Origin of the sequence: Rhizobium sp. RU36D, assembly GCF_900176345.1 — a bacterium.
GTDB lineage: Bacteria > Pseudomonadota > Alphaproteobacteria > Rhizobiales > Rhizobiaceae > Allorhizobium.
Genome location: NZ_FWXU01000001.1, coordinates 73155 through 96117 on the forward strand (window position 1 = coordinate 73155; position 22963 = coordinate 96117).

At 60.5% G+C, this 22963-nt stretch carries 23 protein-coding genes and 1 pseudogene; 11 read left to right on the forward strand and 13 right to left on the reverse strand.

All coding sequences use genetic code 11. The features are described from left to right. Positions 1–51: 51 nt before the first annotated feature. The 6 genes from B9A97_RS00375 to B9A97_RS00400 all read right to left on the reverse strand — a co-directional run bounded on the left by B9A97_RS00375 (position 52) and on the right by B9A97_RS00400 (position 7088). Complete coding sequence (locus tag B9A97_RS00375; protein WP_084363005.1) at positions 52–393, reverse strand: response regulator; 342 nt, start codon at positions 391–393, stop codon at positions 52–54. After that, on the reverse strand, positions 394–1899 hold the full coding sequence (locus B9A97_RS00380; protein WP_084363006.1) for a sensor histidine kinase: 1506 nt from the start codon (positions 1897–1899) through the stop codon (positions 394–396). 131 nt (positions 1900–2030) lie between these two features. Next, the gene (locus B9A97_RS00385) at positions 2031–2582 is read right to left on the reverse strand and encodes a sarcosine oxidase subunit gamma (RefSeq protein WP_084363007.1); all 552 of its coding nucleotides are present in this window, start codon (positions 2580–2582) and stop codon (positions 2031–2033) included. 10 nt (positions 2583–2592) lie between these two features. Next, entirely contained in the window at positions 2593–5550 is a 2958-nt protein-coding gene (locus B9A97_RS00390) for a sarcosine oxidase subunit alpha family protein (protein ID WP_084363008.1), read from the reverse strand. After that, a complete protein-coding gene (locus B9A97_RS00395) occupies positions 5547–5828 on the reverse strand; it encodes a sarcosine oxidase subunit delta (RefSeq protein ID WP_084363009.1) in 282 nt (93 codons plus the stop codon). The genes B9A97_RS00390 and B9A97_RS00395 overlap by 4 nt, the downstream gene beginning before the upstream one ends. 9 nt (positions 5829–5837) lie before the next feature. Next, positions 5838–7088 (reverse strand): sarcosine oxidase subunit beta family protein, encoded by a 1251-nt coding sequence (locus tag B9A97_RS00400; RefSeq protein ID WP_084363010.1) that lies wholly within the window; start codon positions 7086–7088, stop codon positions 5838–5840. Between the two features lie 265 nt (positions 7089–7353). Here B9A97_RS00400 and cysQ point away from each other — a divergent pair, with 265 nt between their 5' ends. The 3 genes from cysQ to B9A97_RS00415 all read left to right on the forward strand — a co-directional run bounded on the left by cysQ (position 7354) and on the right by B9A97_RS00415 (position 10363). Beyond that, the gene (gene cysQ / locus B9A97_RS00405) at positions 7354–8172 is read left to right on the forward strand and encodes a 3'(2'),5'-bisphosphate nucleotidase CysQ (RefSeq protein WP_084363457.1); all 819 of its coding nucleotides are present in this window, start codon (positions 7354–7356) and stop codon (positions 8170–8172) included. A gap of 145 nt (positions 8173–8317) precedes the next feature. Further along, entirely contained in the window at positions 8318–9355 is a 1038-nt protein-coding gene (locus tag B9A97_RS00410; protein WP_084363011.1) for a DUF2793 domain-containing protein, read from the forward strand. Positions 9356–9766: 411 nt separating this feature from the next. Further along, positions 9767–10363 carry a sugar transferase gene (locus tag B9A97_RS00415; RefSeq protein ID WP_244564097.1) on the forward strand — a complete coding sequence of 199 codons (597 nt, stop codon included), beginning with the start codon at positions 9767–9769 and terminating at the stop codon, positions 10361–10363. Between the two features lie 105 nt (positions 10364–10468). On the opposite strand, the gene B9A97_RS00420 is transcribed toward B9A97_RS00415, so the two are convergent. Continuing rightward, positions 10469–11215: a helix-turn-helix transcriptional regulator gene (locus tag B9A97_RS00420; protein ID WP_179145183.1), complete on the reverse strand. Its 747-nt coding sequence runs from the start codon at positions 11213–11215 to the stop codon at positions 10469–10471. Between the two features lie 377 nt (positions 11216–11592). Here B9A97_RS00420 and B9A97_RS00425 point away from each other — a divergent pair, with 377 nt between their 5' ends. After that, on the forward strand, positions 11593–11868 hold the full coding sequence (locus tag B9A97_RS00425) for a CtrA inhibitor SciP (RefSeq protein ID WP_084363013.1): 276 nt from the start codon (positions 11593–11595) through the stop codon (positions 11866–11868). Between the two features lie 91 nt (positions 11869–11959). On the opposite strand, the pseudogene B9A97_RS00430 reads toward B9A97_RS00425, so the two are convergent. Next, positions 11960–12386, reverse strand: a pseudogene (locus B9A97_RS00430) (paraquat-inducible protein A). A 140-nt stretch (positions 12387–12526) separates the two neighbouring features. Between B9A97_RS00430 and B9A97_RS00435 the strand changes: the two are divergent. Beyond that, complete coding sequence (locus B9A97_RS00435; RefSeq protein ID WP_084363014.1) at positions 12527–12805, forward strand: GNAT family N-acetyltransferase; 279 nt, start codon at positions 12527–12529, stop codon at positions 12803–12805. 168 nt (positions 12806–12973) lie between these two features. On the opposite strand, the gene B9A97_RS00440 is transcribed toward B9A97_RS00435, so the two are convergent. Continuing rightward, positions 12974–13324 carry a flagellar export protein FliJ gene (locus B9A97_RS00440; RefSeq protein ID WP_084363459.1) on the reverse strand — a complete coding sequence of 117 codons (351 nt, stop codon included), beginning with the start codon at positions 13322–13324 and terminating at the stop codon, positions 12974–12976. A gap of 447 nt (positions 13325–13771) precedes the next feature. On the opposite strand from B9A97_RS00440, the gene ctrA reads away from it, so the two are divergent. Continuing rightward, the gene (gene ctrA, locus B9A97_RS00445) at positions 13772–14473 is read left to right on the forward strand and encodes a response regulator transcription factor CtrA (RefSeq protein ID WP_084363015.1); all 702 of its coding nucleotides are present in this window, start codon (positions 13772–13774) and stop codon (positions 14471–14473) included. A gap of 187 nt (positions 14474–14660) precedes the next feature. Here ctrA and B9A97_RS00450 read toward each other — a convergent pair whose 3' ends face one another. Both B9A97_RS00450 and B9A97_RS00455 read right to left on the reverse strand, forming a co-directional pair. Further along, positions 14661–15023: a response regulator gene (locus B9A97_RS00450; RefSeq protein WP_084363016.1), complete on the reverse strand. Its 363-nt coding sequence runs from the start codon at positions 15021–15023 to the stop codon at positions 14661–14663. A gap of 137 nt (positions 15024–15160) precedes the next feature. Next, complete coding sequence (locus B9A97_RS00455) at positions 15161–15823, reverse strand: histidine phosphotransferase ChpT (RefSeq protein WP_084363017.1); 663 nt, start codon at positions 15821–15823, stop codon at positions 15161–15163. Between the two features lie 231 nt (positions 15824–16054). Here B9A97_RS00455 and B9A97_RS00460 point away from each other — a divergent pair, with 231 nt between their 5' ends. Both B9A97_RS00460 and B9A97_RS00465 read left to right on the forward strand, forming a co-directional pair. Beyond that, positions 16055–16588 (forward strand): DUF1134 domain-containing protein, encoded by a 534-nt coding sequence (locus B9A97_RS00460; RefSeq protein ID WP_244564098.1) that lies wholly within the window; start codon positions 16055–16057, stop codon positions 16586–16588. Positions 16589–16823: 235 nt separating this feature from the next. Then, entirely contained in the window at positions 16824–17963 is a 1140-nt protein-coding gene (locus B9A97_RS00465; protein ID WP_084363019.1) for a coiled-coil domain-containing protein, read from the forward strand. A gap of 10 nt (positions 17964–17973) precedes the next feature. Here B9A97_RS00465 and B9A97_RS00470 read toward each other — a convergent pair whose 3' ends face one another. Beyond that, positions 17974–18804: a TrmH family RNA methyltransferase gene (locus tag B9A97_RS00470; RefSeq protein WP_084363460.1), complete on the reverse strand. Its 831-nt coding sequence runs from the start codon at positions 18802–18804 to the stop codon at positions 17974–17976. Positions 18805–18817: 13 nt separating this feature from the next. After that, positions 18818–19204 (reverse strand): hypothetical protein, encoded by a 387-nt coding sequence (locus tag B9A97_RS00475; RefSeq protein ID WP_084363020.1) that lies wholly within the window; start codon positions 19202–19204, stop codon positions 18818–18820. 176 nt (positions 19205–19380) lie between these two features. Between B9A97_RS00475 and B9A97_RS00480 the strand changes: the two genes are divergently transcribed. From B9A97_RS00480 to rpoH, 3 genes are all read left to right on the forward strand, one after another. Next, positions 19381–20430, forward strand: a complete 1050-nt coding sequence (locus tag B9A97_RS00480; protein ID WP_084363021.1) for an RluA family pseudouridine synthase — start codon at positions 19381–19383, stop codon at positions 20428–20430. Positions 20431–20527: 97 nt separating this feature from the next. Beyond that, positions 20528–21763, forward strand: a complete 1236-nt coding sequence (locus tag B9A97_RS00485; RefSeq protein WP_084363461.1) for an NAD(P)/FAD-dependent oxidoreductase — start codon at positions 20528–20530, stop codon at positions 21761–21763. A 238-nt stretch (positions 21764–22001) separates the two neighbouring features. Next, entirely contained in the window at positions 22002–22904 is a 903-nt protein-coding gene (gene rpoH / locus B9A97_RS00490) for an RNA polymerase sigma factor RpoH (protein WP_084363022.1), read from the forward strand. Positions 22905–22963: the final 59 nt, after the last annotated feature.

Here is a 22963-nt window from a genome sequence, read left to right on the forward strand (position 1 = left end):
GGGACAAACAATTGTCCCCCATGCGGCGCAACGCCATGGATATGGGGAGAACTAGCTGAGCACCTTGAGCGCCTGGGCGAGATGCGACGCTTCGAAAGGCTTCTGGACGATCGGCGCGTCGCGGTAAGCGTCGATGAGACCGGCCGCGCCATATCCGCTGGCAAACATGAAGGGTATGCCCTTTGCCTTCAGCCGGTCCGCCACCGGAAACGACTGCTTGCCCGCGAGGTTGATGTCGAGGATCGCAAAATCTACGGACTGGCTATCCACGATATCAAGCGCCGCCTCCAATCGCATAGCAGGCCCCACGACCTGATGACCCAGATCGAGGATAAGATCCTCGATCAGCATGGCGACCAGCATTTCATCTTCAACGATCAGTATCCTGGCCATCTATGCTCCGCCCGCGATGGGCTTGTCGCTGATCGCCTCGACAGTCGTCTGAAGCGCGAAAACCACGCCGGATTGCGCGTAGGAGATATCGGCCACGCCCTTGAGTTCAAGCGGCAGAACCTGAAGGATTAGGCGCGAGCCGAAGCCTCTGCGTTCGGATGGCGCCACGGGAGGTCCATCCTGTTCCACCCACCGGAACGAGAACGAGCCATCAGCTCCGGTCGCCCAACTGACGTCGACCGTGCCGGCAGTATTGGACAAAGCGCCGTATTTGGTGGCGTTGGTGGCGAGTTCATGGATTGCCAAGGCCAGGGACATCGCCGCATGCGGCCCGACGCGCAACTGCGGCCCGCTGATCCGGATCGCTTCGCGGCCTGGGATGTAGAAGGCGTCGAGAGCACTCTCCACCATGCTGCGCAGGTCAGCCCCGTCCCAGTTTTCGCTTGTGAGAACGTTGTGCGCGCGGGAGAGAGCCATGATCCGCGAGGATATAGCCTTTGACGCCTCTTCCTTGGTCTGCGTGCCGCGCAGGGTCAGCGATACGATCGACTGGATCGAGGCCAGCGTGTTCTTGACCCGGTGATTGAGCTCGTTGATCAAAAGCCGCTGGTGGTTTTCCGCCCTCACCCGCTCGGTCACGTCAGAACCCTGGACGAAAATCTGCGTCACGGTGCCACGCTCGTCGCGGATTGGCTGGTAGACGAAATCAAGAAAGCGCTCTTCGAGGGGCGCACCTTCCGTCCGCATCAGCAACACGCGTTCCGATGTCCGCTTCACCGCTTCCCCGCAGCGCAAGACCTGATCCAGGAGTTCAATGAATCCCTGCTCGGCGATTTCCGGCAAGGCTTGTGCAACTGGCAGACCAACGACCTCCCGATTCCCGATCAGCTTGCGATATTCCGGATTAATGAGCTCAAAGCGATGATCCGCACCGCTCGTCATTGCCATGAAGGTCGGCGCCTGGGAAAACAGGTTCTGCAGTCGCTGGAACTCCTCGCGGTTGCGCCGCTCGGCCAGGACCCTTTCGGTCGTCTCCACAACGATCGCAATAACGCCTGCTGGCTTTCCGTTCTCGTCCAGGACCGGTGAGTAGTCCAGGTCCATCCAGACCTGCTCGGGATAGCCCTTGCGATGCAGCGTCAGTTCCTGGTCGCGATAGGCAAGCGTCCTTCCGGCAAGCCCCGTCCGCATGACATTATCGTTGAAATCGGCAACTTCGGCCCAGCCCTCGCGGACATTGGACCCCAATAGGGCAGGATGCCTATGGCCGGCAAACACCGAATAGGCGTCATTATAGATCATCACGCCATCTTCCCCCCACAGCATGACGATGGGGACAGGAGATTGCAGGATAAGGGATGTGGCGGTCCTCAGGCAACCAGACCATTGCTCCACCGGTCCAAGCGGCGTTGTCGACCAGTCGAATGACCGAATCAGTTGCGCGGCTTGCCCGCCATTGCCGAGAAAGCGGAACGGATCTTCGTCTTCAATATCAGTTCTCACCATGGAAATAAGACACGCCCCTAAACGCCCGCCGCACCAAGCCGAAATAGCCCGCTTGGGCAACGCTGCAACGATAGGTTTGTTCCAGACAAATCGCCGCCGAGCAACGAAATAATCCGCCGGCTAGGCTCTCGTCACGCAAAACCTGCCGTAAGGGCGTATTCGCGGCCCATTTCCATCACCTCATCGAACACAAAACCGGCATAGGACCGCATCACGATGATCTCGAAGCGATCATGATCGACACGGGACAGATTGACGGGCACGTGGCAAAACAAGGTGTTGGTGGATGAACCCAAGGCAAAGACATCCGGATGGACATCGACCGCCGTGCATTTTGCAAGGATAGCCCTGACTTTGGGACCGGACAGGCTCATCACGACCCGACCATTGCTCTGCTCGAGGAACGAGGCTCGCCCAGCACCAATCGCGGCGAGATCGCGAACCAGGCTCTCGGGCGCGATGGCCTCGGAGACGAGGAGCCATTCCGCCGGGCCGCACCGGCGAACGGAAACCTCTTCCATCTCGGCCAAAGCGCCCGCGACATGGCTTTCATGGCCGGCATGAGCAAGCACGGAGAAGATGACCGGACGGCGCAGCACGGACAGATGATGCGGATTGGCCGCAACGCCGAAGCCGGCGATATGATCTTCCAGCACATGACGACGGGTGAATGACGTGATCATCGGCCGTTCCTCACAGATACAGACGCTTGTTTTCAGGATCGAGGAAAACCGGGCTCACCACCTCGGCCATGACTTCGGATCCCCGCAAGCCATCCCAGACGACGACATGCTCTCCCATGCGCTCCCGGCCCGATTTCAGGAAGGCGAGCGCGATGGAATGGCCCAGCACAGGCGAATAGCAGGCTGACGATACCCAGCCCTGGTCATTGGCCATCGAGGGTTTGGCACCCTCCTTCAACAGATGAGCGCCCGCCTTGATCTCCTTGTCCTTCTCGATTGGCCGCAACCCGACCAGTTGTGGCCGGTCGGCGGCGGTCAGCCCGAACCGGCTGGACAGATGCTTGCCAATAAAATCGGGCTTCTGGCTGGAGAACATCTTGCCGAGCCCGAGATCGTCAGGCGTCGTGCGGCCGTCGATCTCGTTATGGGTGATGAAGCCCTTCTCGATGCGCAGCACGTTCAGCGCCTCGACACCATAGGCGCAAATGCCATGCGGCCGCCCGGCCTCCATCAGCGCGTCCGCCACCGCCTCGCCGTAACCTGCGGGAACCGCCAGTTCGAACGCCAGTTCGCCGGAGAAGGAGATGCGGAACACACGCGCCTTCAATCCGCCCTTCAACGTGACCTCGGCCACGCCGAGATAGGGAAGCGCGGCATCGGACAGGTCATCTTCAACGAGTTCCTGCAGAATCAGGCGGGCTTTCGGCCCGGCCAGCGACATCTGCGCCCACTCGTCGGACGAGGAGACGAACCGCACGTCGAGATTGGGCCACAGGGCCTGGGATGCGAATTCCAGATGCGTCATCACCTCGGCGGCGTAGGCCGTCGTTGTCGTGACGAAGAAATGGTTATCGGAGAGCCGGCTGGTGGTGCCGTCGTCATAGACGATGCCATCCTCGCGCAGCATCAGGCCATAGCGAGCCTTGCCGACCGGCAGCTTCAGGAAACCATTGGAATAGATGCGGTTGAGGAACTCCGCCGCATCAGGCCCGAACACCTCGATCTTGCCGAGGGTGGAGACATCGCAGAGGCCGGCATTTTCCCTGATGTTCAAGACCTCCCGGTCAACGCTGTCGCGCCAGGACTTCTCACCCTCGCGCGGGAACCAAGAGGAGCGATACCACAGGCCTGATTCGACGAAGACGGCACCGTTCCTCTTGGCCCAGCCATGAAGCGGCGATTGGCGAACAGGCCGCGAATGCTCGGCCCGGCTTGTGCCGGCCATGGCTCCGAAGGAGACAGGCGTATAGAAAGGCCGGAAGGTTGTGGTGCCGACCTCTGCGGGCGACACGCCGCGCATGCCGGCGATGATGCCGGCCATGTTGACATTGCCGAGCTTGCCCTGGTCGGTCGCCATGCCGCCGGTGGTATAGCGCTTGGCATGCTCGATGAAGCCGAAACCTTCCCGTTGCGCGAGCCCCAGATCCTTTACATGCACGTCGTTCTGGAAATCGACGAAGGCCTTGTCCTTGGCGCCTGCCACATACCAGAGCGGCGTAAAATCGGCGGCATAATCCCCCTCGACCTCAGGCAGGTCCATGTCTCCGACGAGCCGGCCCAGGCGATCGATGGCCGCATGGGCTTTCGCCGCACCGTCCCGCAGGCAATCCGCCAGGCTGGAAACACCCGCGGCGGAACCCGCCATTGCCAGACCCGGTCCGACATCCGGCGCCAGGAAGGCCTGCTTCTCATCGGACCATACAGGTTTGCCACCACGCTGGCAGGCGAGATGGATGACCGGGCTGAACCCGCCCGACATCACCAGGGCGTCGCAATCAAGCACCTCTTCATATCCGGAGCGCTCGACGATCAGACCGCTGATCCGCTGGCGCCCCCTGGTCTTCGTCACCGCGCCACCGCGGATCATGCGCACGCCGGAGGGTCCGACGTCTGTAGCACTCGCCCTGGTATCGATGACGGCGGCGATCTCCACGCCCGATGCGGCCAGATCCTGCGCCGTGCGATAGCCCGACCCGCCATTGGTAAAGACCGCCACCTTTTCGCCGACCGCCACGCCGTAGCGGTTGAGGTAGCTGCGCGCCGCCCCCGCCATCATGACGCCCGGCTTGTCATTGCCGCCGAAGACCAGCGGCCGCTCTTCCGAGCCGGTTGCCAAAATCGCCTGGCGGGCGACGATGCGCCAAAGCCGCTCGACCGGCAGGTCGCCGGAGGGCTGCGCCACATGCTTCTGCACCTTCTCGACAGCGCCGAAGACATTGTCGTCATACCAGCCGAACACAGTTGTGCGCGGCATGAGCGTGACATTATCGAAGCTCTTCAGCTCCTCGACAACAGACTGCGCAAACTCCGCCGCCGGCACGCCGCCAACGACAGTGCTTTCCGACAGCAAGGATCCGCCCAGGCGGAAACCCTCATCGGCGAGGATGACGCGCAATCCGGCCCGCGCGCCTGCCCTGGCGGCCATCAGCCCCGACGGTCCCGCACCGACAACCAGCAGGTCGCAATGCGCCCAGGCCTTCTCATAGCGATCCGGATCAGCCTCCATCACGGCACGGCCGAGGCCCGCCGCCTTGCGGATAAATGGCTCGTAAAGCTTCTCCCAGAACAGCGCCGGCCACATGAAGGTCTTGTAGTAGAAGCCCGCACCCAGGAAGGGCGACAGCAGGCTGTTGATCGACCCGATATCGAAGCTAAGCGAAGGCCAGCGATTTTGGCTGACGGCGGAAAGGCCGTTATACAGTTCAGCGACGGTCGCCCGCGTGTTCGGCTCGGTGCGTCCGCCCGTGCCGATCGTCACCAGGGCATTGGGCTCCGAGGCCCCTGCCGTCACGATGCCGCGCGGTCGGTGATACTTGAAGCTGCGACCGACCAGCATCCGGTCATTGGCCAGCAGCGCCGAGGCAAGGGTATCCCCTTCGAAGCCCTTGAAGTCCTGACCATCGAAGGTGAAATTCAGCGGACGGCCGCGATTAACGAGCCCGCCTTTGGCAAGACGAGACGCGGTCATGGGGCAACCTCCCGCGCATGGTCGGCTGCATCCACCACCCGGTAGACCTCATGGCTCGCGGCATTGTCGCGCTCCACGACAAGCCACCGCCGGCAGCCGGCGGAATGGTGCCAGTGTTCGATGACACGTCCCCTGGGATTGTCGCGCACATAGACATAATTGTACCAGGCATCGTCTCCCGCCGATGGCGCGGGTCGGATCGGGCTGGCATCACCGCGGATGGAGAATTCTTCCTTGGGACGGACCCCGCAATGGGGGCATGGGATGAGGCTGGCCATGGTCTGCTCTCAATGCAAATTCGGTTGCGGGCCCTTGCCGCCTTCGTCGATGGCAAAGCCACGGCGGAAGCGATCGAGCCTCAGGAAGCGTGCGACGTGATGCGGCTCGTTCTTGGCAATCAGATGGGCGAAACAGAAGCCGGAGGCCGGCGTCGCCTTGAAGCCGCCGTAACACCATCCGCAATTCAGGTAGAGATTGTCGATCGGCGTTCGGTCGATGATCGGCGATCCGTCCATCGACATGTCCATCACCCCGCCCCAGCTGCGCAATACGCGGACTCGAGACAGGCCGGGGATGAGCGACACCCCCTCCTCGATCGTATGCTCGACGGTCGCCAGATTGCCGCGCTGGGCATAGGAGGAATAATAGTCGATATCCGCGCCGAACACCAAGCCGCCCTTGTCGGACTGGGATATATAGAAGTGTCCGGCACCATAGGTGATAACATTGTCGATCACCGGCTTCAGCCCTTCGGAAACAAAGGCCTGCAACACATGGGTCTCGATCGGCAGTTCGAGGCCCGCCATCCGGCCGACCGTCGTGGTATTGCCGGCGGCCGCTAGCGCCAGCTTGTTGCAGCCGATGAACCCCCTCGTCGTCTCCACGCCGGTCACGCGGCCGCCTTCCTGGCGAATGCCGATCACCTCGCAATGCTGGATAAGGTCAACCCCACGGCTATCCGCCGCCCGGCCATAGCCCCAGGCAACCGCATCATGGCGCGCCGTTCCCGCCCGCTTCTGGTACAAGCCACCCATGATCGGAAAGCGGGCGTGATCGAAGTTGAGATACGGCATCATGCGCCGAACCTGCTCGCGGTCGAGCAATTGCGCATCGACACCATGCATCTTCATGGCATTGCCGCGACGCGCATAGGCATCGCGCTGGCCATCCGAATGGAATAGGTTGACGATGCCGCGCTGGCTGACCATGGCGTTGTAGTTCAGGTCCTTTTCCAGCCCTTCCCACAATTGCATGGACAGTTCATAGAACGGCTCATTGCCTTCCAGCAGATAATTGGAGCGGATGATCGTGGTGTTGCGCCCGACATTTCCGGAGCCGAGATAGCCTTTTTCCAGCACCGCGACATTGGTGATGCCGTGCTCCTTGGCCAGGTAATGGGCCGTGGCCAGGCCATGCCCGCCGCCGCCAACGATGATCACGTCATAATGTGGCTTCGGCTGCGGCTCCCGCCAAGCCGGCTTCCAGTTCCGGTTGCCGGCAAGTGCTTCCCTGAAAATCGAAAAAGCGGAATAGCGCATCGGGTCTTCCTGTTCGTGAAGAGGTCGCACATTCGCACATGCGGGATAAAGAGCAACTGCGAAAGAGACAAAAAATGAAACGTTGAAGACAACAATTTGCAGGCCAATTAGCATCAGTCGCGTGGCGAATCTGCCTCAGTTTCGCTGAGAATCCGGAGCAGAGTATGACGGCTCGCCCGCGGCTCTTTACATCAGGGATCAGAAAGGCGAGAGCAGAAAACGGTCGGCACCGGACGCCGAGATGCACATGGCACAGATGGAACAGATTCTCGCAATCTTCGAGGCCGCCGCATTGCAGGCAGGCAAGGCAATCATGGAGGTGCTGGCCGCCGGCGCCCATGTGCAGGAAAAACCTGATCTATCCCCCGTCACCGAGGCGGATACGCGGGCGGAACGCATCATTCTGGACAAGTTCGCCGCATCGCTGCCCGGCATTCCCGTCATAGCAGAGGAATCGGTGGCCGCCGGCCGGGTTCCCGATATTGCCGCAGGCACCTTCATTCTGGTCGATCCCCTTGATGGCACCCGCGAATTCGTGAGCGGCAACAGCGACTTCACCGTGAACATCGCACTGATCGAACAGGGAAGGCCCGTTGCCGGCGTGGTCTACGCACCGGCGCTCGGCATTGCCTATCTCGGCGCCTCCGGAAAGGCGGAAAAGCTGACTGTTGACCCCGATTTCACCGTGATCCATCGCCAGCCGATCACCACCCGCCTCTGTCCGATCAATCCCGTCGCGGTATCGAGCCGTTCGCACGGAACGCCGGAGACCAGCGCCTTTCTGGCCCAGCACGGCCTAGCGGATTGCGCCAGCGTCGGTTCGTCCCTGAAATTCGGATTGGTGGCCGAAGGCCGAGCCGATATCTACCCGCGCATGGGGCGCACCATGCAATGGGATACGGCTGCGGGTGATGCGGTGCTGCGCGCCGCGGGCGGCATGACCTTTGGGCCCGACGGGGAGCCACTGGTTTATGGCTTCAACGCCACTTTCAAGCACGACCCCTTCGCCAATCCGAACTTCATCGCCTGCGGCCGGCCCGATGAACACGAGGCCGCGCGAAGCTGTGCCAGTTTCCGGCGCTGAAGCCTGAGCGGGGAAGCGTAGCGGTAAACCTTAAGAGAAAACAAGTGGCGGCATCGCTCGCGATCCACGGCGACGCGATGTCACGGAAAATATCGGCGAGAAGAACGTGCTGCCCCGGCGCGTTCGCAGCAGGAGTTCCGCCGACATGTCCGACCTCACACCCAACCTTGCCCTGCCCTTCTTGCTTCCCGCCCAGGCACAAAAGCATGTGACCCATAACGAAGCCCTGCTCGGGCTCGATGCCGTCGTGCAACTGGTTCTGGCTGGCCAGGCATCCGCACCCCCAGCCGCCCCGCAGGAAGGTGATCGTTATTTTATTCTTGCGGGCGCATCCGGCGCATGGACGGGGAAGTCCGGAAAGATCGCCGCATGGTATTACGGCGCGTGGCAGTTCGTGACACCGCAAGCCGGCTGGCAGGCATTTGACCGCTCCAATTCATGCCTCAGCGTTTTCGATGGCACCGCCTGGATCCCGCACTGGCTGCCGCTGGACGGCGGACCGGCGTCGCTAGGGATCAACACCACATCCGACACCATCAACCGGCTGGCTGTCGCGGCACCTGCCACGCTGCTGACCCACGAAGGCCAGGGGCATCAACTCAAGATCAACAAGGCCAATGCTTTGGAGACAGCATCCCTGATGTTCCAGACCAACTGGCAGGGGCGCGCAGAAATGGGGCTCGCGGGTTCGGACGATTTCGCCATCAAGGTCAGCAGTGACGGCGATACCTGGACAACGGCTCTCTCGATCGGACCAGACGGGATCGCCCGCATGGAAAACCGGCCGGCGGTACGCGCTGCCCGCGCGACCGTCGATCATGCGCCGGCTTCCGGCACCTTGACCGGCTTCGACAGCCTCTTTGACATCAGGGGCGGCTTTGTGCTCGGAACCGCCCTTTCCTCGGGCCTTGGCCATCGGCTCGTCATTCCCGCGGATGGCACCTATCTCCTGTCCCTCAACCTCTGCGTCCTCACGTCGACGGGGCACACCGCGCGGCTGATCAGGAATGGTACGACGACGCTCGCGGCGATCGAGGGAATAGCAGGCTCGGGCCCGCTGACACAGCACGTCATGACGTCAGCCACACTGTCCGCCGGTGACTGGCTCGCCATAGGTCACGAGGGTACGGCCACTTTGCGCTTCGGACCTTTATGCACGGAGATTGTCGCGGCCATGATTTGACCCAGAAATGGTTTATAGATCGCCGCTGACATTGAATTCGGCAATTGTTAACTATGGATAGACACTCAGACTCATCGATGATCTATGCATCCACCGCAATGCAGCATCCCGCAACGCACATACCGCAGCGCAACTAAGCAATTTATTCATTGTTTCTTTGCATATCGGTGCTTTGATGGGTTAACCAAACGTTAAAAAGATTAATGACTTTCGGTGAGTCTTGTTCTAACTGTTAGCGAACAGAGTGAAGCAACAACTAACACATTCGAATGGATTGATATTTTGAGTATCCCCCAGATCCAAAATGATGCTGCTTCAGGCCCGTTCGAGTTGCGGCGGAAGCCGTCTTTTATTGATAGTTACGGCGCTGACAACGCAGTTACGACTGACAATCGCAGCCGGCGCGCCCATCTGGCCGCCAAGCGCGCGCTCGACATTATCGGCGCCGGTACCGCCTTGCTGGTGCTTCTGCCTCTTTTCTTGGCAGTCGCGCTGCTGATCCGGCTCGATAGCCCAGGTCCCATTCTGTTCACGCAGGTTCGTTGGGGCAAGGACTGCAAGAAGATCAAGGTGTTCAAGTTTCGCTCGATGCGTGCCGATCTCTGCGACGTGACGGGCGTGAAGCAGACGGTGAAGGGCGATCCGCGCATCACGCGGGTTGGCGCCGTATTGCGCCGCACCAATATCGACGAACTGCCGCAGTTGCTCAATGTACTGTTCGGCGACATGTCGCTGGTTGGTCCGCGTTGCCACGCTGTAGGCATGCAGGCGGCAGGCATGCTCTATGAAGATCTGGTGCCTGAATATCACCGCCGCCATCAGATGCGGCCTGGCATGACCGGCCTCGCTCAGGTGCGCGGCCTGCGTGGCCCGACGGATCGTCCGGGCAAGTCCCGGGCCCGCATTGCCTGCGATCTGCACTATGTCGAGAACTTCTCGTTCTGGCTGGATCTGCGGATCATCTTCGGCACCATCATCACCGAGCTGCGCAGCGGCAAGGGCTTCTGATAAAGTACGCTCGCGGGACGAACGGCGACAGCCTACGTACCGCATATTGCCTTACCGGCAAGCGTGGATTGCCTAGAGGCGTCCGATGGTCGGCAATTGCCTAGATCACAGCAGCCGGAAGCGACAGGCCCGTGCGATAGCCTGCATTCGATTGACGGAATCGAGCTTCCGCATCGCACTTTTCAAATAACTCACGACCGTATGGCTTGAGATGCTGAGGATGATCGCGATCTCCTCGCTGCTCTTGCCCGCAGCCGTCCAGCGCAGGCATTCCAGCTCGCGTGCCGACAGCCGTTCTTTCGGCCCCGCATGGTGACGCGTGCGGCGCGACTGAATATCCAGAAGCTCCAGGCTTCCCAGATACATCGACGCGATGCTTTCCCGCGACAGACCTTCGGCCTGTCCGGAGAAAACCACGACATATTGCCGGTGGTCGGCGTCATGCAGCGAAAATGCCAGATGGGAGAACAGACCGTAGCGATTGAAAGCCAAGGCCTGTTCGCGCTCATCGCGTCCGCCGCTCTCGCTCAGAAAGATCGGCGCGGCGGAAAAAGTGGGAACGATGCTTTCCTTGAGCCTTGAGATCAGCTTGCTGAACCCATAGGAATCGCTGGCAGAATAGATCGCCTGCAGGTCTGCGGGCCAATTGCCCATCACATAGTTTGCGGCAAATTCCGGCTGGTCGCCATGGGGAAAGCGCGTCAGCACGAAATGGCTCATGCCATTCTGCTCCGCCAGCGTCACGAACTGCCTTCCCAGCGCATTCAAGCCCTCGGATCGCGCGTCCGCGGAAGCAAAACGTCCGCTGTCTTCAGCCGCCCTCAGGCTCGCTGATCCACTGCTCCTGTACATCTGCATTCCTTTGTTCACGACACGATGGCGGCGTAATAGCCGATTGCGTTCTATCTTAAATGCAACAATAGCTGCATTCCGGGGAGCCGGCTTTGATCTTCGTCAAATTCTGGATGGATCGGCCTGTGCAATGAAATGCACAAGATCTCGCTATATGCTGCCGCGCAGTTACAGGAAAATTTAAACTAAAAATATGTCAGATTTTACATAACACCCATGCGCTGGGCGCAATCTATGCGGCAGTGGCCCGACGGCTGGCGTCAACCGGTGGCAAGCCGCTCAAATGATTAGAAAATTGTTACAACGCGCTTAGGCAAATCTTAAAGGTGGCCCGCTAGGATGCCTGCCTGTGGTCTTGAGTTTGTATAGAGAGTCCAATGACCGAACTGATACGTCCCCGAGTGAAATATGTCATCGGCCCCGATGGCAGCCCGCTGACGATTGCCGACCTGCCGCCTGCCAATACCCGTCGCTGGGTGATCAGAAGAAAGGCCGAAGTCGTTGCAGCGGTGCGTGGCGGGCTCTTGAGCCTGGAAGAGGCCTGCGAGCGCTACACGCTCACCGTCGAGGAGTTCCTGTCCTGGCAGGCCTCAATCAACGACCATGGCCTGCCCGGACTTCGCACGACGCGAATCCAGCAATACCGACATTAAGACATTAATTTTTTCTTATTTGAGCCACAGGCGATGTGCCGCACCGGGACAAGCTCCCCGTGCGGCATTCGTCGTTATGACCGCCTGGACTTCAGTGCGAGTATCGTTTCGTGGCAAGGCCGTGCAATACGCCTGCAATGACGGATGAAGCGGCGTAAAACCATAGACCGGGCTGCGTGAAGGCGGCTGCCAATCCGCTTGTCTTGGCCGCGAAGATCACCACCGCAACCAGCAGCACGTCCATCATCGACCAGCGCGAGAGATGTGGCAGCAACCGGCGTAGCAGTCCCTCCCCTTCCCCCCGGCGGCATCATCATCTCCGCCGCAATCCCGACGAGCTTGAAGATCGGAAAGACGATCGACAGCGAGGCGACAAGCACCGACAAAAGCGCGTTTCCACCCTGCCAGAGCGACAGGACGATATCGGTCAGCGCCGGCGTTTCACTGAAGAAATACAGTTTTTCGAACCGTACCAGCGGCATGGTGAGCCCCAGGGCGAGGAAGAACGGCGCCAGCATAAGCAGGCAGGCATGAAACCAGATCACTCTAAACTCCGGATTGTCGAACGGACCGTATACGCAAGGATGCTTGCTCCCCGCGGTCAGCACGCTACATCTGAACCAGGCAAATGAAATCAGAAAATTGACTGGAGGCATCCATGACCATCAAGCTCGAAGAAGGTGCATCGGGTGGACGTTACGTTCTTTCCGAAAACGGTGCGGAGGCGGTGATGACCTATTCCCGCGCCTCGGCCCAACTGATCATCGTGGATCACACTGAGGTGCCGGATGCGATGCGCGGAACCGGTGCCGGTTCGCGGCTGGCGGCGCATGCCATCAACGAAGCCCGCAATGGCGGCTGGAAGATCATACCGCTTTGCCCCTTCATGAAAAGCCAGGTCGACCGCCATCCGGAATGGCGCGACGTGGTGAAGTAGTCCACGTCAAGCAACGAAAAGACCGCGCTCCCTTGGGGAGCACGGTCTGGACTTGATATAACGCAGATTGGCCATCGCCCCTTGGGGTGACAGCGCATGACCAGTGGCAATCGCCAAAGCCTGGTTAACGGCAGCGATCAGGTTGGCACAGTTTAAGCGCCGTCTGGTTCAGGCTCTTGCCCGGACCTGGCCGTCACGCTCCTCCAAGGCTGCCGCCTTGGCGAACTCCGCCTCCACTTCCTCGAGCGACAACTCGGCCGCCTCCTGCTGAACCCTCAGTTCCCGAATGGAGACCTGGAGGTTGTCGGCACGCTGGCGCGCAGCCTTGGCGAAAGTCGGATAGGCAAAGTGGCTGGGGTCGGAGATACCGGACTTCTTCTCCTCGATGGCGATCTGGTTTTCGAGTTCCTTCGCCATCCTTTCGAATTCTGACATCATCAGTTGCAGCTGCTGCAACTGCCGACGCTTTTCAGTGACCTGAAACTCTTTCAGGCGCACTAGGCTCTCACGCGACTTCATACGCAATACTCCCGTGATGCGAGACAACCCGCCCATTCACATTTTCGGCTGCCCGCACGGCCGAAAAACGATTCGGCACGAAAAAAATCCGTCGGTGTTAACAAAAAGCTACACTTGGTAACCTTTCATTTACGGGCATCGTTAATGATAAGGACGATCGTTTAAGGGTCAGTAAATGCCATGACCGATTTGTCGGTCCGCCAAAATGAATGAGTCATATGAATCGCTTAGGGGTCTTTGTTGCCACTTTGATTCAGCTTTGGCGAATGCTGATAAAGATGAAAATTCAGGGGACTGGTGCCTTTGTTTAATAAATTCGATACACCTTGCCAGGGGCGATTAGAATTTGTTAACCATTTGGTGGCAGCCTTCAAATCAGGCAACGACTGGATCCGTATCGCGTAGGGGACCATCTCGACCTTTTGGCGGCGGTAAAGGGGAAAATTAATGCGGGTTCTACTCATCGAAGACGACAGCGCGACAGCGCAGAGCATTGAATTGATGCTCAAGTCCGAAAGTTTCAATGTATACACAACCGACCTGGGCGAAGAGGGCGTCGACCTGGGCAAGTTGTATGACTACGACATCATCCTTCTCGACTTGAACCTGCCGGACATGTCCGGTTACGAAGTGCTGCGCACCCTGCGCCTCTCCAAGGTCAAGACTCCGATCCTCATTCTCTCGGGCATGGCTGGCATCGAAGACAAGGTACGCGGCCTTGGTTTCGGCGCCGACGACTACATGACCAAGCCGTTCCACAAGGACGAACTGGTTGCCCGCATCCATGCCATCGTGCGTCGTTCGAAGGGCCATGCCCAGTCGATCATCGTCACGGGCGAACTGGTCGTGAACCTCGATGCCAAGACTGTCGAAGTCGGCGGCCAGCGCGTTCACCTGACCGGCAAGGAATACCAGATGCTCGAGCTTCTGTCGCTCCGCAAGGGCACGACGCTCACCAAGGAAATGTTCCTGAACCACCTCTATGGCGGCATGGACGAACCTGAACTGAAGATTATCGACGTCTTCATCTGCAAGCTGCGCAAGAAGCTCGCAAATGCCGCCGGCGGTGCGAACTATATCGAAACCGTGTGGGGCCGCGGCTATGTTCTTCGCGAGCCAGACGGCAGCGAGATGATGGAAACCGCCTGACACCAAGGCGTTTTACGTTCTATTTCCCCGATGCCACGCTTCGAGGCCTGCCCTACCAAGGGCAGGCTTTTTTGTTGTCCAGACCACCTGGACCAGCGCATGCAACCCTGTCGGTACGAACGGAAAGGCCGGCATCGTTTTCACGCGGCCGGCCGTGCAAGCAAAGAAGTGGTAGGGTTATCCGCCCTCAGGCGGCAATGGCCTTGTCGGCAAAGATCGTCGTCAGGATCTTGCGATCGAAGGGCTTCAGCAGAAAGTCGTTGGCACCGGCCCGCTTGCCGAGCATCATCACCTTGAGATCCGCCTCGATGACGCAGTAATAGATGCGCACGCTCTTGCCTTCTGGCAGAGCCCGGACATTGGCAATCAGGTCGAGCGCGCCATCCAGGCCCGCATCGACGATCATGATGTTCGGGAGTTCGTTCTGGCAGCGCTGCAGCGCCTCACGCGCCGTGCCTGCCTCCAGCACGAGAAAGCCGATTTCGGAGAGGATCTTCTTGCCGACCTTACGGACAATGTCTGAACCATCCGCAATCATCAAACGCTGCATGGCGAACTCCCTCACAATCGGCCGCGTGTCTATGGGCCTTTGGCAAAAGCTAAGCTCATTCACCTAAGGAATTATTACCAAAGCGCGGAGAAGTTCTTCTATCCGAGGACATCAGGAACCTTCCGCACCAGGCATCATCACTTCCAGGTAATCAGTCCCTTGGCGATTTTGGCGGTGAACACCGTTTCGGTTTCGTTGGTGTGATAGGCCAGTTCCATGCCGCATTCATCGGCCAGCAGCACCGTGTAGTAAGGCTGGATCGAATGCGCATCGACGGCTTCTTCCAGCTTGCCTTCGCAGATCTCGGCAAACTTCGCGGGAATGCGCATCATCTTGCCTTTGGCAACGATGGTGAAGCTCGCATCGGTCTCGGGATTCTCGAGCGTGACCTCGATCACGCCGCCGCGCGGAATGGCGCTGTAGGCAACCAGAAACAGGTTGAGCAGCAGCTTGACCCGGTTCTTGCCGATGATGGCCCGGGGGCCGTTCCAGATCACCTCAGTCTTCTTCTCCGCCTGGGCGAAGTCTTTGGCAGCCTTCTCGGCCTCGCCCGTATCGATGGAGGCGCCGACCGAGCCGGATGCGCCAAAGGCCAGGCGGGCGAATTTCAGCCGGACGGAGGCGTTCAGCGCGCTGGTGCGGATGAGCTCCATGGCATCGGCATCGGTGCCGCCCTCATCCAGCAGTTCCAGACCGTTGTTGATGGCGCCAACGGGCGAAATGACATCGTGGCAGACGCGGCTGCACAAGAGCGCTGCCAGATCGGGCCCGGCGAGAGTCAAGTTGGGATTCCTCGGCATCGTGTTCTCCTGAGCGTGATCGCGCGATCAGCAAAACGCGGCCGGCACCCTGCCCGGCCGAAGCTGATTCCTGCCAGTCATAATGACACCACATTTGGTAAACCGATTATTAATATCGGCAAGGCAATCTGGCCGAAGAGGTCTCCGGACCTGATTCCACGATTCACGACGGAGGAGCCCATGCGACCAGTCGGACAGAATATGACACTGCATCGCCGCCAGTTGGTTGGCATGATGACCCTGGGTCTTGTCCTCGCAGCCCTGCCAGCCAGGGCCGACAGCTCTCAATACAACTTCCAGGAAATTATCGACGCCGGGCATGGCTTTTTCGGTGAGACCTCTGGCGGGCTCGCGAAGGTGATGGAAAAGGCGTTCCAGAACTACGGCCTGCCCAATGGCTACATTCTCGGCCAGGAGGGCTCCGGCGCCTTTATCGCCGGCCTCACTTATGGCGAGGGCCAGCTCTACACCAAGAATGCCGGGCAGCACGATGTCTTCTGGCAAGGGCCCTCGCTCGGCATCGACTATGGCGGCAACGGCACGCGCGCGATGATGCTGGTCTACGATCTGCCGGACGTCGACAGCCTCTTTGCCCGCTTCGGCGGCGTCAGCGGCTCCGCCTATGTCGTGGCAGGCGTCGGCATGACCGTGTTGAAAAGCCGCAACGTCTTGCTGGTCCCGATACGCACAGGTCTCGGCGCCCGCCTGGGTGTCAATGTCGGCTACTTGAAGCTTACCCGTACCCCCACCTGGAACCCGTTTTGACGCTTGAGCACGGGAAGCAAGGCGCCCGACGGTGCCTTGCTTCGCTCCAAGCACCGCGCGGATCTTGACTTTCCTTCCATCGTTCTCATTTGCACTAGACCGAGTGAAATACCGGCTGGGACATGGCGACCACGAATTATTTCTGACAGGTGACGCGGGTCGCTTGTCCTTCGTAAATGGCCATGGTCTAACACCGAAAATTCGCTCCTCCTAAACTTCGGGAAATGGCGTCACCGTGATCGAATATGCCCTGCTATACGGACTGGGTTTCCTGTCTTCGGCCATGCTGGCTATGCTGGTGGCTCCGGCGATCCATAGTCGCATCGTCCGCTTCACCGAGAACCGCCTGAAGGCGACCATGCCGCTCAGCCCGCAGGAAATCCGGGCACAGCGGGACATGGCCCGCGCCTCCTATGCCGCGGAAAACGCCAAGACCGTGCAGGCCTTGGAAAAGGAGCGCCAGAAGACGACGGACCTGCAGCTGAAGCAGGAAGCCCTGGCCAAGGAGGCCAGCCGCCTTCTCGCCGAGAACCAGGATTACAACGTCCAGATCGAGGCGATGAATGTGGAAGCGGCCGACATGCGCTCGGAGCTTCGCCGTGCCGACCTGCATATCACCCAGCTCAAGGAAACCCTGCAGCGCGCCGAGGAAATCGCCGCGACCAAGGATGTCGAGCTGGAGCGGCTGTTGAAGCGGCTCGACAAGGTTGGCCTGGAGGTCGACAACCTGAAGATCGAAAGCTCGCGTCGCGAGACCGAGATCGAGAACCTGAAGATGCGCGTGCAGACGCTTCGTGACGAACGCGAAGACCTGCGCCGAGAGCAGGCCGCAGCGCTGAAGCGCGCGAAGGAAGCCGAGCAGCGCCTCACCCTTGAGGAACACCAGAAGCTGCGGCTTGATGACAAGCTGATGCGCGAAATGGCGGGCAAGGCCGACAAGGACGCGATCATCGATCGCCGGACGGCAGAAATCGCGCGACTGAAGGAACAGCTTAAAAACGCCAATGCCCAGTTGCGCCGCAAGGGTGGAGCCGTCAAGCGCGCCGGCAATGATGATCTCCATGACGATGATTTCGGCCGGTTAGAACCGCCTGAGGTTTCGACAGAGGAACTGGCCGATGAAATCCGGCATCAATATACGGCTCTGACCGAGCGATTGAACCGGGCCAAGTCTGCCGCCAATGACGATGCCCTGCGGGAGGAAATGTCGGAAATCGCAGCCAAGATGATCCTGCTCACCGCCCGTGAGGAGGGTCCGGGCTCTCCGATCCCCAAATTGCTGGCGAGCGCCGTGCCGAAGGCAAAGGGCGCAAAGCCGTCACTCGCCGACAGGGTCGCAGAAAAAAGCGCCGCCTTGGGCGACCGTCGCGGCTGACGCGCCAAGCCTATCCGATGCGGCCCTGCGCCAGGGCCGCGCCATAAAGCGCGATACCGGCTGCCGTTCCGACATTGAGGCTGTCCAGGCCCCGAGATTGGGCGATCCGCACCGACTTGTAGGCGCGCAGCACCTCGGCCGGCAGCCCCTCCCCTTCCGTGCCCATCACCAGCGCCATACGGTCGCTTCGCGGCAGGTCGCGCAACTCCGTGTCACCTGCCGGCGAAAGCGCCCAGATGGCGAAGCCTGCCTCGGCCAGTTGCGACAACAGCACCTGTGTCGAGCCACCGCGATGATAAGGCACGCTCAGGACGGAACCGACGGACACCCGGATGGCCTTGCGATAGAGCGGATCGCAGCAGGTCTCGTCCAGCAGCACCGCATCGACGGAAAACGCAGCGGCGTTGCGGAACATGGACCCGATATTGTCGTGGTTGGAAATGCCGCAGCCGACCAGCACCAGCGTCGGCGACCCAAGACCTGTCAGCAGATCGCCAAGGGCCGGTTGAGGTGCCCGGCGCCCCAGCGCCAGCACGCCGCGATGCAGGTGAAACCCAGCAATCTGGTCGATCACCTCGGCTTCGGCGACGTAAACCGGGACCTCGGCCGGAAACCGGTCCAGAATGTCAGACACGCCCTGAACCCGGTTCTTCAGCACGAGGATCTTTTCAGCCCGGGCGCTGCCTGCCGCATGGGCCGCAGCCAGCATACGCAGGACAACGGTCCCTTCGGCGACGAACCGCTCCTGCCGAAGCACAAGATCCCGCTCCCGAACGCCACGGAATTCCGCAATGCGCGGATCCTCGGCATCTTCGATGAGGACGAGTGACCGATCCGGCATGATCACTTAGACCTCAGTCACCGGCGACAGTAATGTCCGCGACGATGCGGCCCACAGTGAGATCGAACACCAGCGCCTTGCGCGCACCGTCAACGGTCGTGCCGTAGAACAGGATCTGGTTGCCGGAAAGATCGGTCGAGACGACGGTGAACCCTTTGGGCAACAGCGCCGCAGCCACGATCGGCTGATCGGCCGGTACTGCAAGACCCGGCGACGCCTCCTGGCGCACGGTTCCGCTCGGCTGCGTCACCTTGTAGACGATCGCCGCCAGCACAGCCATGAACATCACCAGCATGATACCGCCGGAGACAAGCTGCAGTTTCACCATCTTGCGGCGAACATTTTCCATGGCAGGATCAAGCGGCTTGTCTTCCTGGTCGTCTGGTTCAACATTGGACATGGGCAGTATTGGCTCCTGAAGTCCGCGTGATCAGATAATTTTCCCTGCCGCGAACCTATGTTCAGGGAAAACGGCCTGTTTGACCAAGCCTTCGATTGTGGAAGGCGCCAGTCTGTGCCAAGTGGCACCAAAGCCATAATGCCGCAACGCCGCCGACTATTTCGCGGGATGACAGAATGAACGACCCCTTTAAACAAGCCGACGCCCTAAGAAAAGCCCTCGTTGCCGATGATGATGCCGAAGGGCGCATGGATGCCTGGCTGACTGCCATGCTGGGCACGGATCTTTCCCGCAACCGGGTAAAGGCCTTGATCGAGCAGGGCGCCGTATCGGTGAACGGGATCGCCGTCACGGAACCCAAGCGCAAGATCCGCCCGGGCGACCAGGTGGAAATCGTGATGCCGGAGCCGGAAGATCCCGAACCCCAGGGCGAGGACATTCCGCTTGACGTGATCTACGAAGACAAGGATCTGATCGTCATCGCCAAGCCGCCGGGTCTCGTGGTGCATCCAGGCGCCGGCAACTGGACCGGCACGCTGGTCAATGCCCTGATCCATCATTGCGGCGACAGCCTCTCAGGCATTGGTGGCGTCAAGCGGCCAGGCATCGTCCACCGCCTGGACAAGGACACATCGGGCGTCATGGTCGTCGCCAAGAACGATATCGCCCACCGTCACCTCGCCGATCAGTTCGCCGACCACGGCCGCACCGGCCCGCTGGAGCGCGCCTACCAGGCCGTCGTCTGGGGCCGTCCGCGCACGCTGACAGGCACCATCGATGCCCCGCTAGGCCGTGCGGGCGACCGCACCAAGCGAACGGTGAAGCGCGAGGATACCGACGATGCCCGCGAGGCGATAACCCATTACGAGGTGTTGGAGCGCTTTGGCGAGCGGCCCGATGCAACGGCCCTGGCGGCGCTGGTGGAATGCCGGCTGGAGACGGGCCGCACCCATCAGATCCGCGTGCACATGGCCCATATCGGCCATCCGCTGATCGGCGACCAGGACTATGGCGCGGCCTTCAAGACCAAGGCCAATCTGCTGGCCGAACCAGCCAAGTCCATCGTCAACGGTTTTCATCGCCAGGCGCTGCATGCCTTCCTGCTGCAGTTCGAACACCCCACCACGGGCGAGACCATGCATTTCGAAGCGCCGATGCCGGACGACATGGCCGCGATTGTCGAAGCCTTGCGCGAAATGCCGGCACCGGAGGATCGGCGCAGCTAGCTTCCGGCAACGCCAATGCAACAAAAGCCGCGCGCCGGCGTTTATGGCGGCGGCGCAGGTGGGATCAACCATCCGCCGGGACAAGGAGCCCGCTGCGATGAGCGATCGAACCGGACTGTTGAACAAGAAGCGCCAGTTGCGCACCGACCGCCCTCTCTGGGCTGCCTCGCCGCACATATCGGTGGAGGCTTCTGCGACACCGGCGCACCGCGACTATGACGTGATCATTATCGGCAGCGGGATCAGCGGCGCCCTCATGGCGCAGGCCCTGGCCGATGGAAAACGACGCATCCTGGTGGTAGACCGGCGCGAGCCCGTGCGTGGCAGCACCATGGCGAGCACCGCCATGATCCAGCACGAAATCGACGTGCCGCTTCACCAACTCGGCAAGATGATCGGCGAGAAAAATGCAGCCGCCGTGTGGCGGCGATCCGCCCGCTCGGTCCGCGACCTTGGGCGGCTGGTGGAAGACCTCGGCATCGACTGCATGTTCGAGAAGCGCAACACGCTGCTCTTGGCAGGAGACGAATATGGCGCGCGCGCCTTGGCGGAGGAAGCGGACACGCGCAAGGCCGCCGGCCTTGAAGTGGACTATCTGAAGCCCGCCGAACTGCGCCAGCGCTTCGAACTCGATCGCACCGCGGCTCTCCTGTCGGACTGTTCGGCCTCGGCCAATCCCGCGCAACTGACGGCGGGCCTCCTCATCGCCGCGCGCACGCGGGGTGTCGAGATCGTGTCCGGTGTGACCATCACCGACTACCGGGAAACGCGCGACGGCGTGGTCCTCGCGACATCCGACGGCAGACTGTTGAGCGCCGGCGACGTCATCGCCTGCACCGGCTACGAATTCCTCACGGAAATGCAGCACCCGTCACACCAGATCGTCTCGACCTGGGCAATCGCCACCAAACCCAATGCTCCCCGCCCCGCATGGCTGAAGGATTTCCTCGTCTGGGAAGCGTCGGATCCCTATCTCTATTTCCGCTCCACCCCCGATGGCCGCATCATTGCCGGGGGTGAGGATGAGGCCGATCCCAAGGCGCATCTGGATAAAGACAAGGCCAAGCTGAAGTTCGAGCGCATCATCAAGAAGCTGGAGGTTTTGCTGGGTGTGGAGATCGGCAAGCCGGCCTATGGCTGGGCAGCGCCCTTCGGCACCACGGCCACGGGATTGCCGATCATCGACAAGGTGCCGGGATGCGATCATGTCCATTGCGTCATGGGCTTTGGCGGCAACGGGATCACGTTCTCCAAGATCGCCGCTGAACTGCTGGCGGCACGCCTGGCCGGAAAGTCCGATCCCGACGCAAATAGGTTCCTCTATCCCGCCTGATCACGCATCCGTCACCGCAATGTGTGATGCCAGTGATGAACCGTCGGGACTATAGACACGTTAAACAGTGAACACAGCGGACACCCGACACCGCTGCGGATCGGTCGTTTCCAACCTTGAAACGCTTTTCCGCCATACTTATCTGTCACATGGCTCCGTGTGGGATCTCGGGATCCATACGGATCAGGCTTGCCCATTCTGTCTCTCTGGGGAGCCGGTTTAGAGAAAGGGGTGCTTTATGGCCCGTAATTATTTGCCTACCATTGCCGGCGGAGAGGCCGGTCTCAATCGCTATCTCGATGAAATCCGCAAGTTTCCGATGCTGGAGCCGCAGGAAGAGTACATGCTAGCCAAGCGCTACGCCGAGCATGCGGATCGCGATGCCGCACACCGCCTCGTGACCAGCCACCTGCGCCTGGTCGCCAAGATCGCCATGGGCTATCGCGGCTATGGCCTGCCGATCGGCGAAGTCGTGTCGGAAGGCAATGTCGGCCTGATGCAGGCCGTCAAGAAGTTCGATCCGGAACGCGGCTTCCGTCTGGCCACCTATGCCATGTGGTGGATCAAGGCGTCGATTCAAGAGTATATCCTCCGCTCGTGGTCGCTCGTGAAGATGGGCACGACCGCCAACCAGAAGCGGCTGTTCTTCAACCTGCGCCGGCTGAAAGGCCGCATCCAGGCCATCGACGAAGGCGATCTGAAGCCGGAACAGGTGGCTGAGATCGCCACGAAGCTTAACGTGTCCGAGGAGGAGGTCATCTCGATGAACCGCCGCCTCACCGGCGACGCCTCGCTGAACGCACCCATTCGCGCGACGGAAGGCGAGTCGGGCCAGTGGCAGGATTGGCTCGTGGATGATCACGACAGCCAGGAAGACGTGCTGATCGAGCAAGACGAGTTGGAAACCCGCCGCCGCATGCTGTCGCGCGCGATGTCCGTGCTGAACGAACGCGAGAAGCGCATCTTTGAAGCCCGTCGTCTCGCAGACGAGCCGGTCACGCTGGAGGATCTCTCGGCCGAGTTCGACATCAGCCGCGAACGCGTGCGCCAAATCGAGGTTCGTGCCTTTGAAAAGGTTCAGGAAGCTGTGAAGAAGGACGCTCTGGAACGCGCCAAGGCCCTTCGCGTGGTCGAAGCCTGATCAAGACTGCTGCGGCAGAAACCAACCTCAACAAATGAAAAAGGCTCGCGAACCACCGG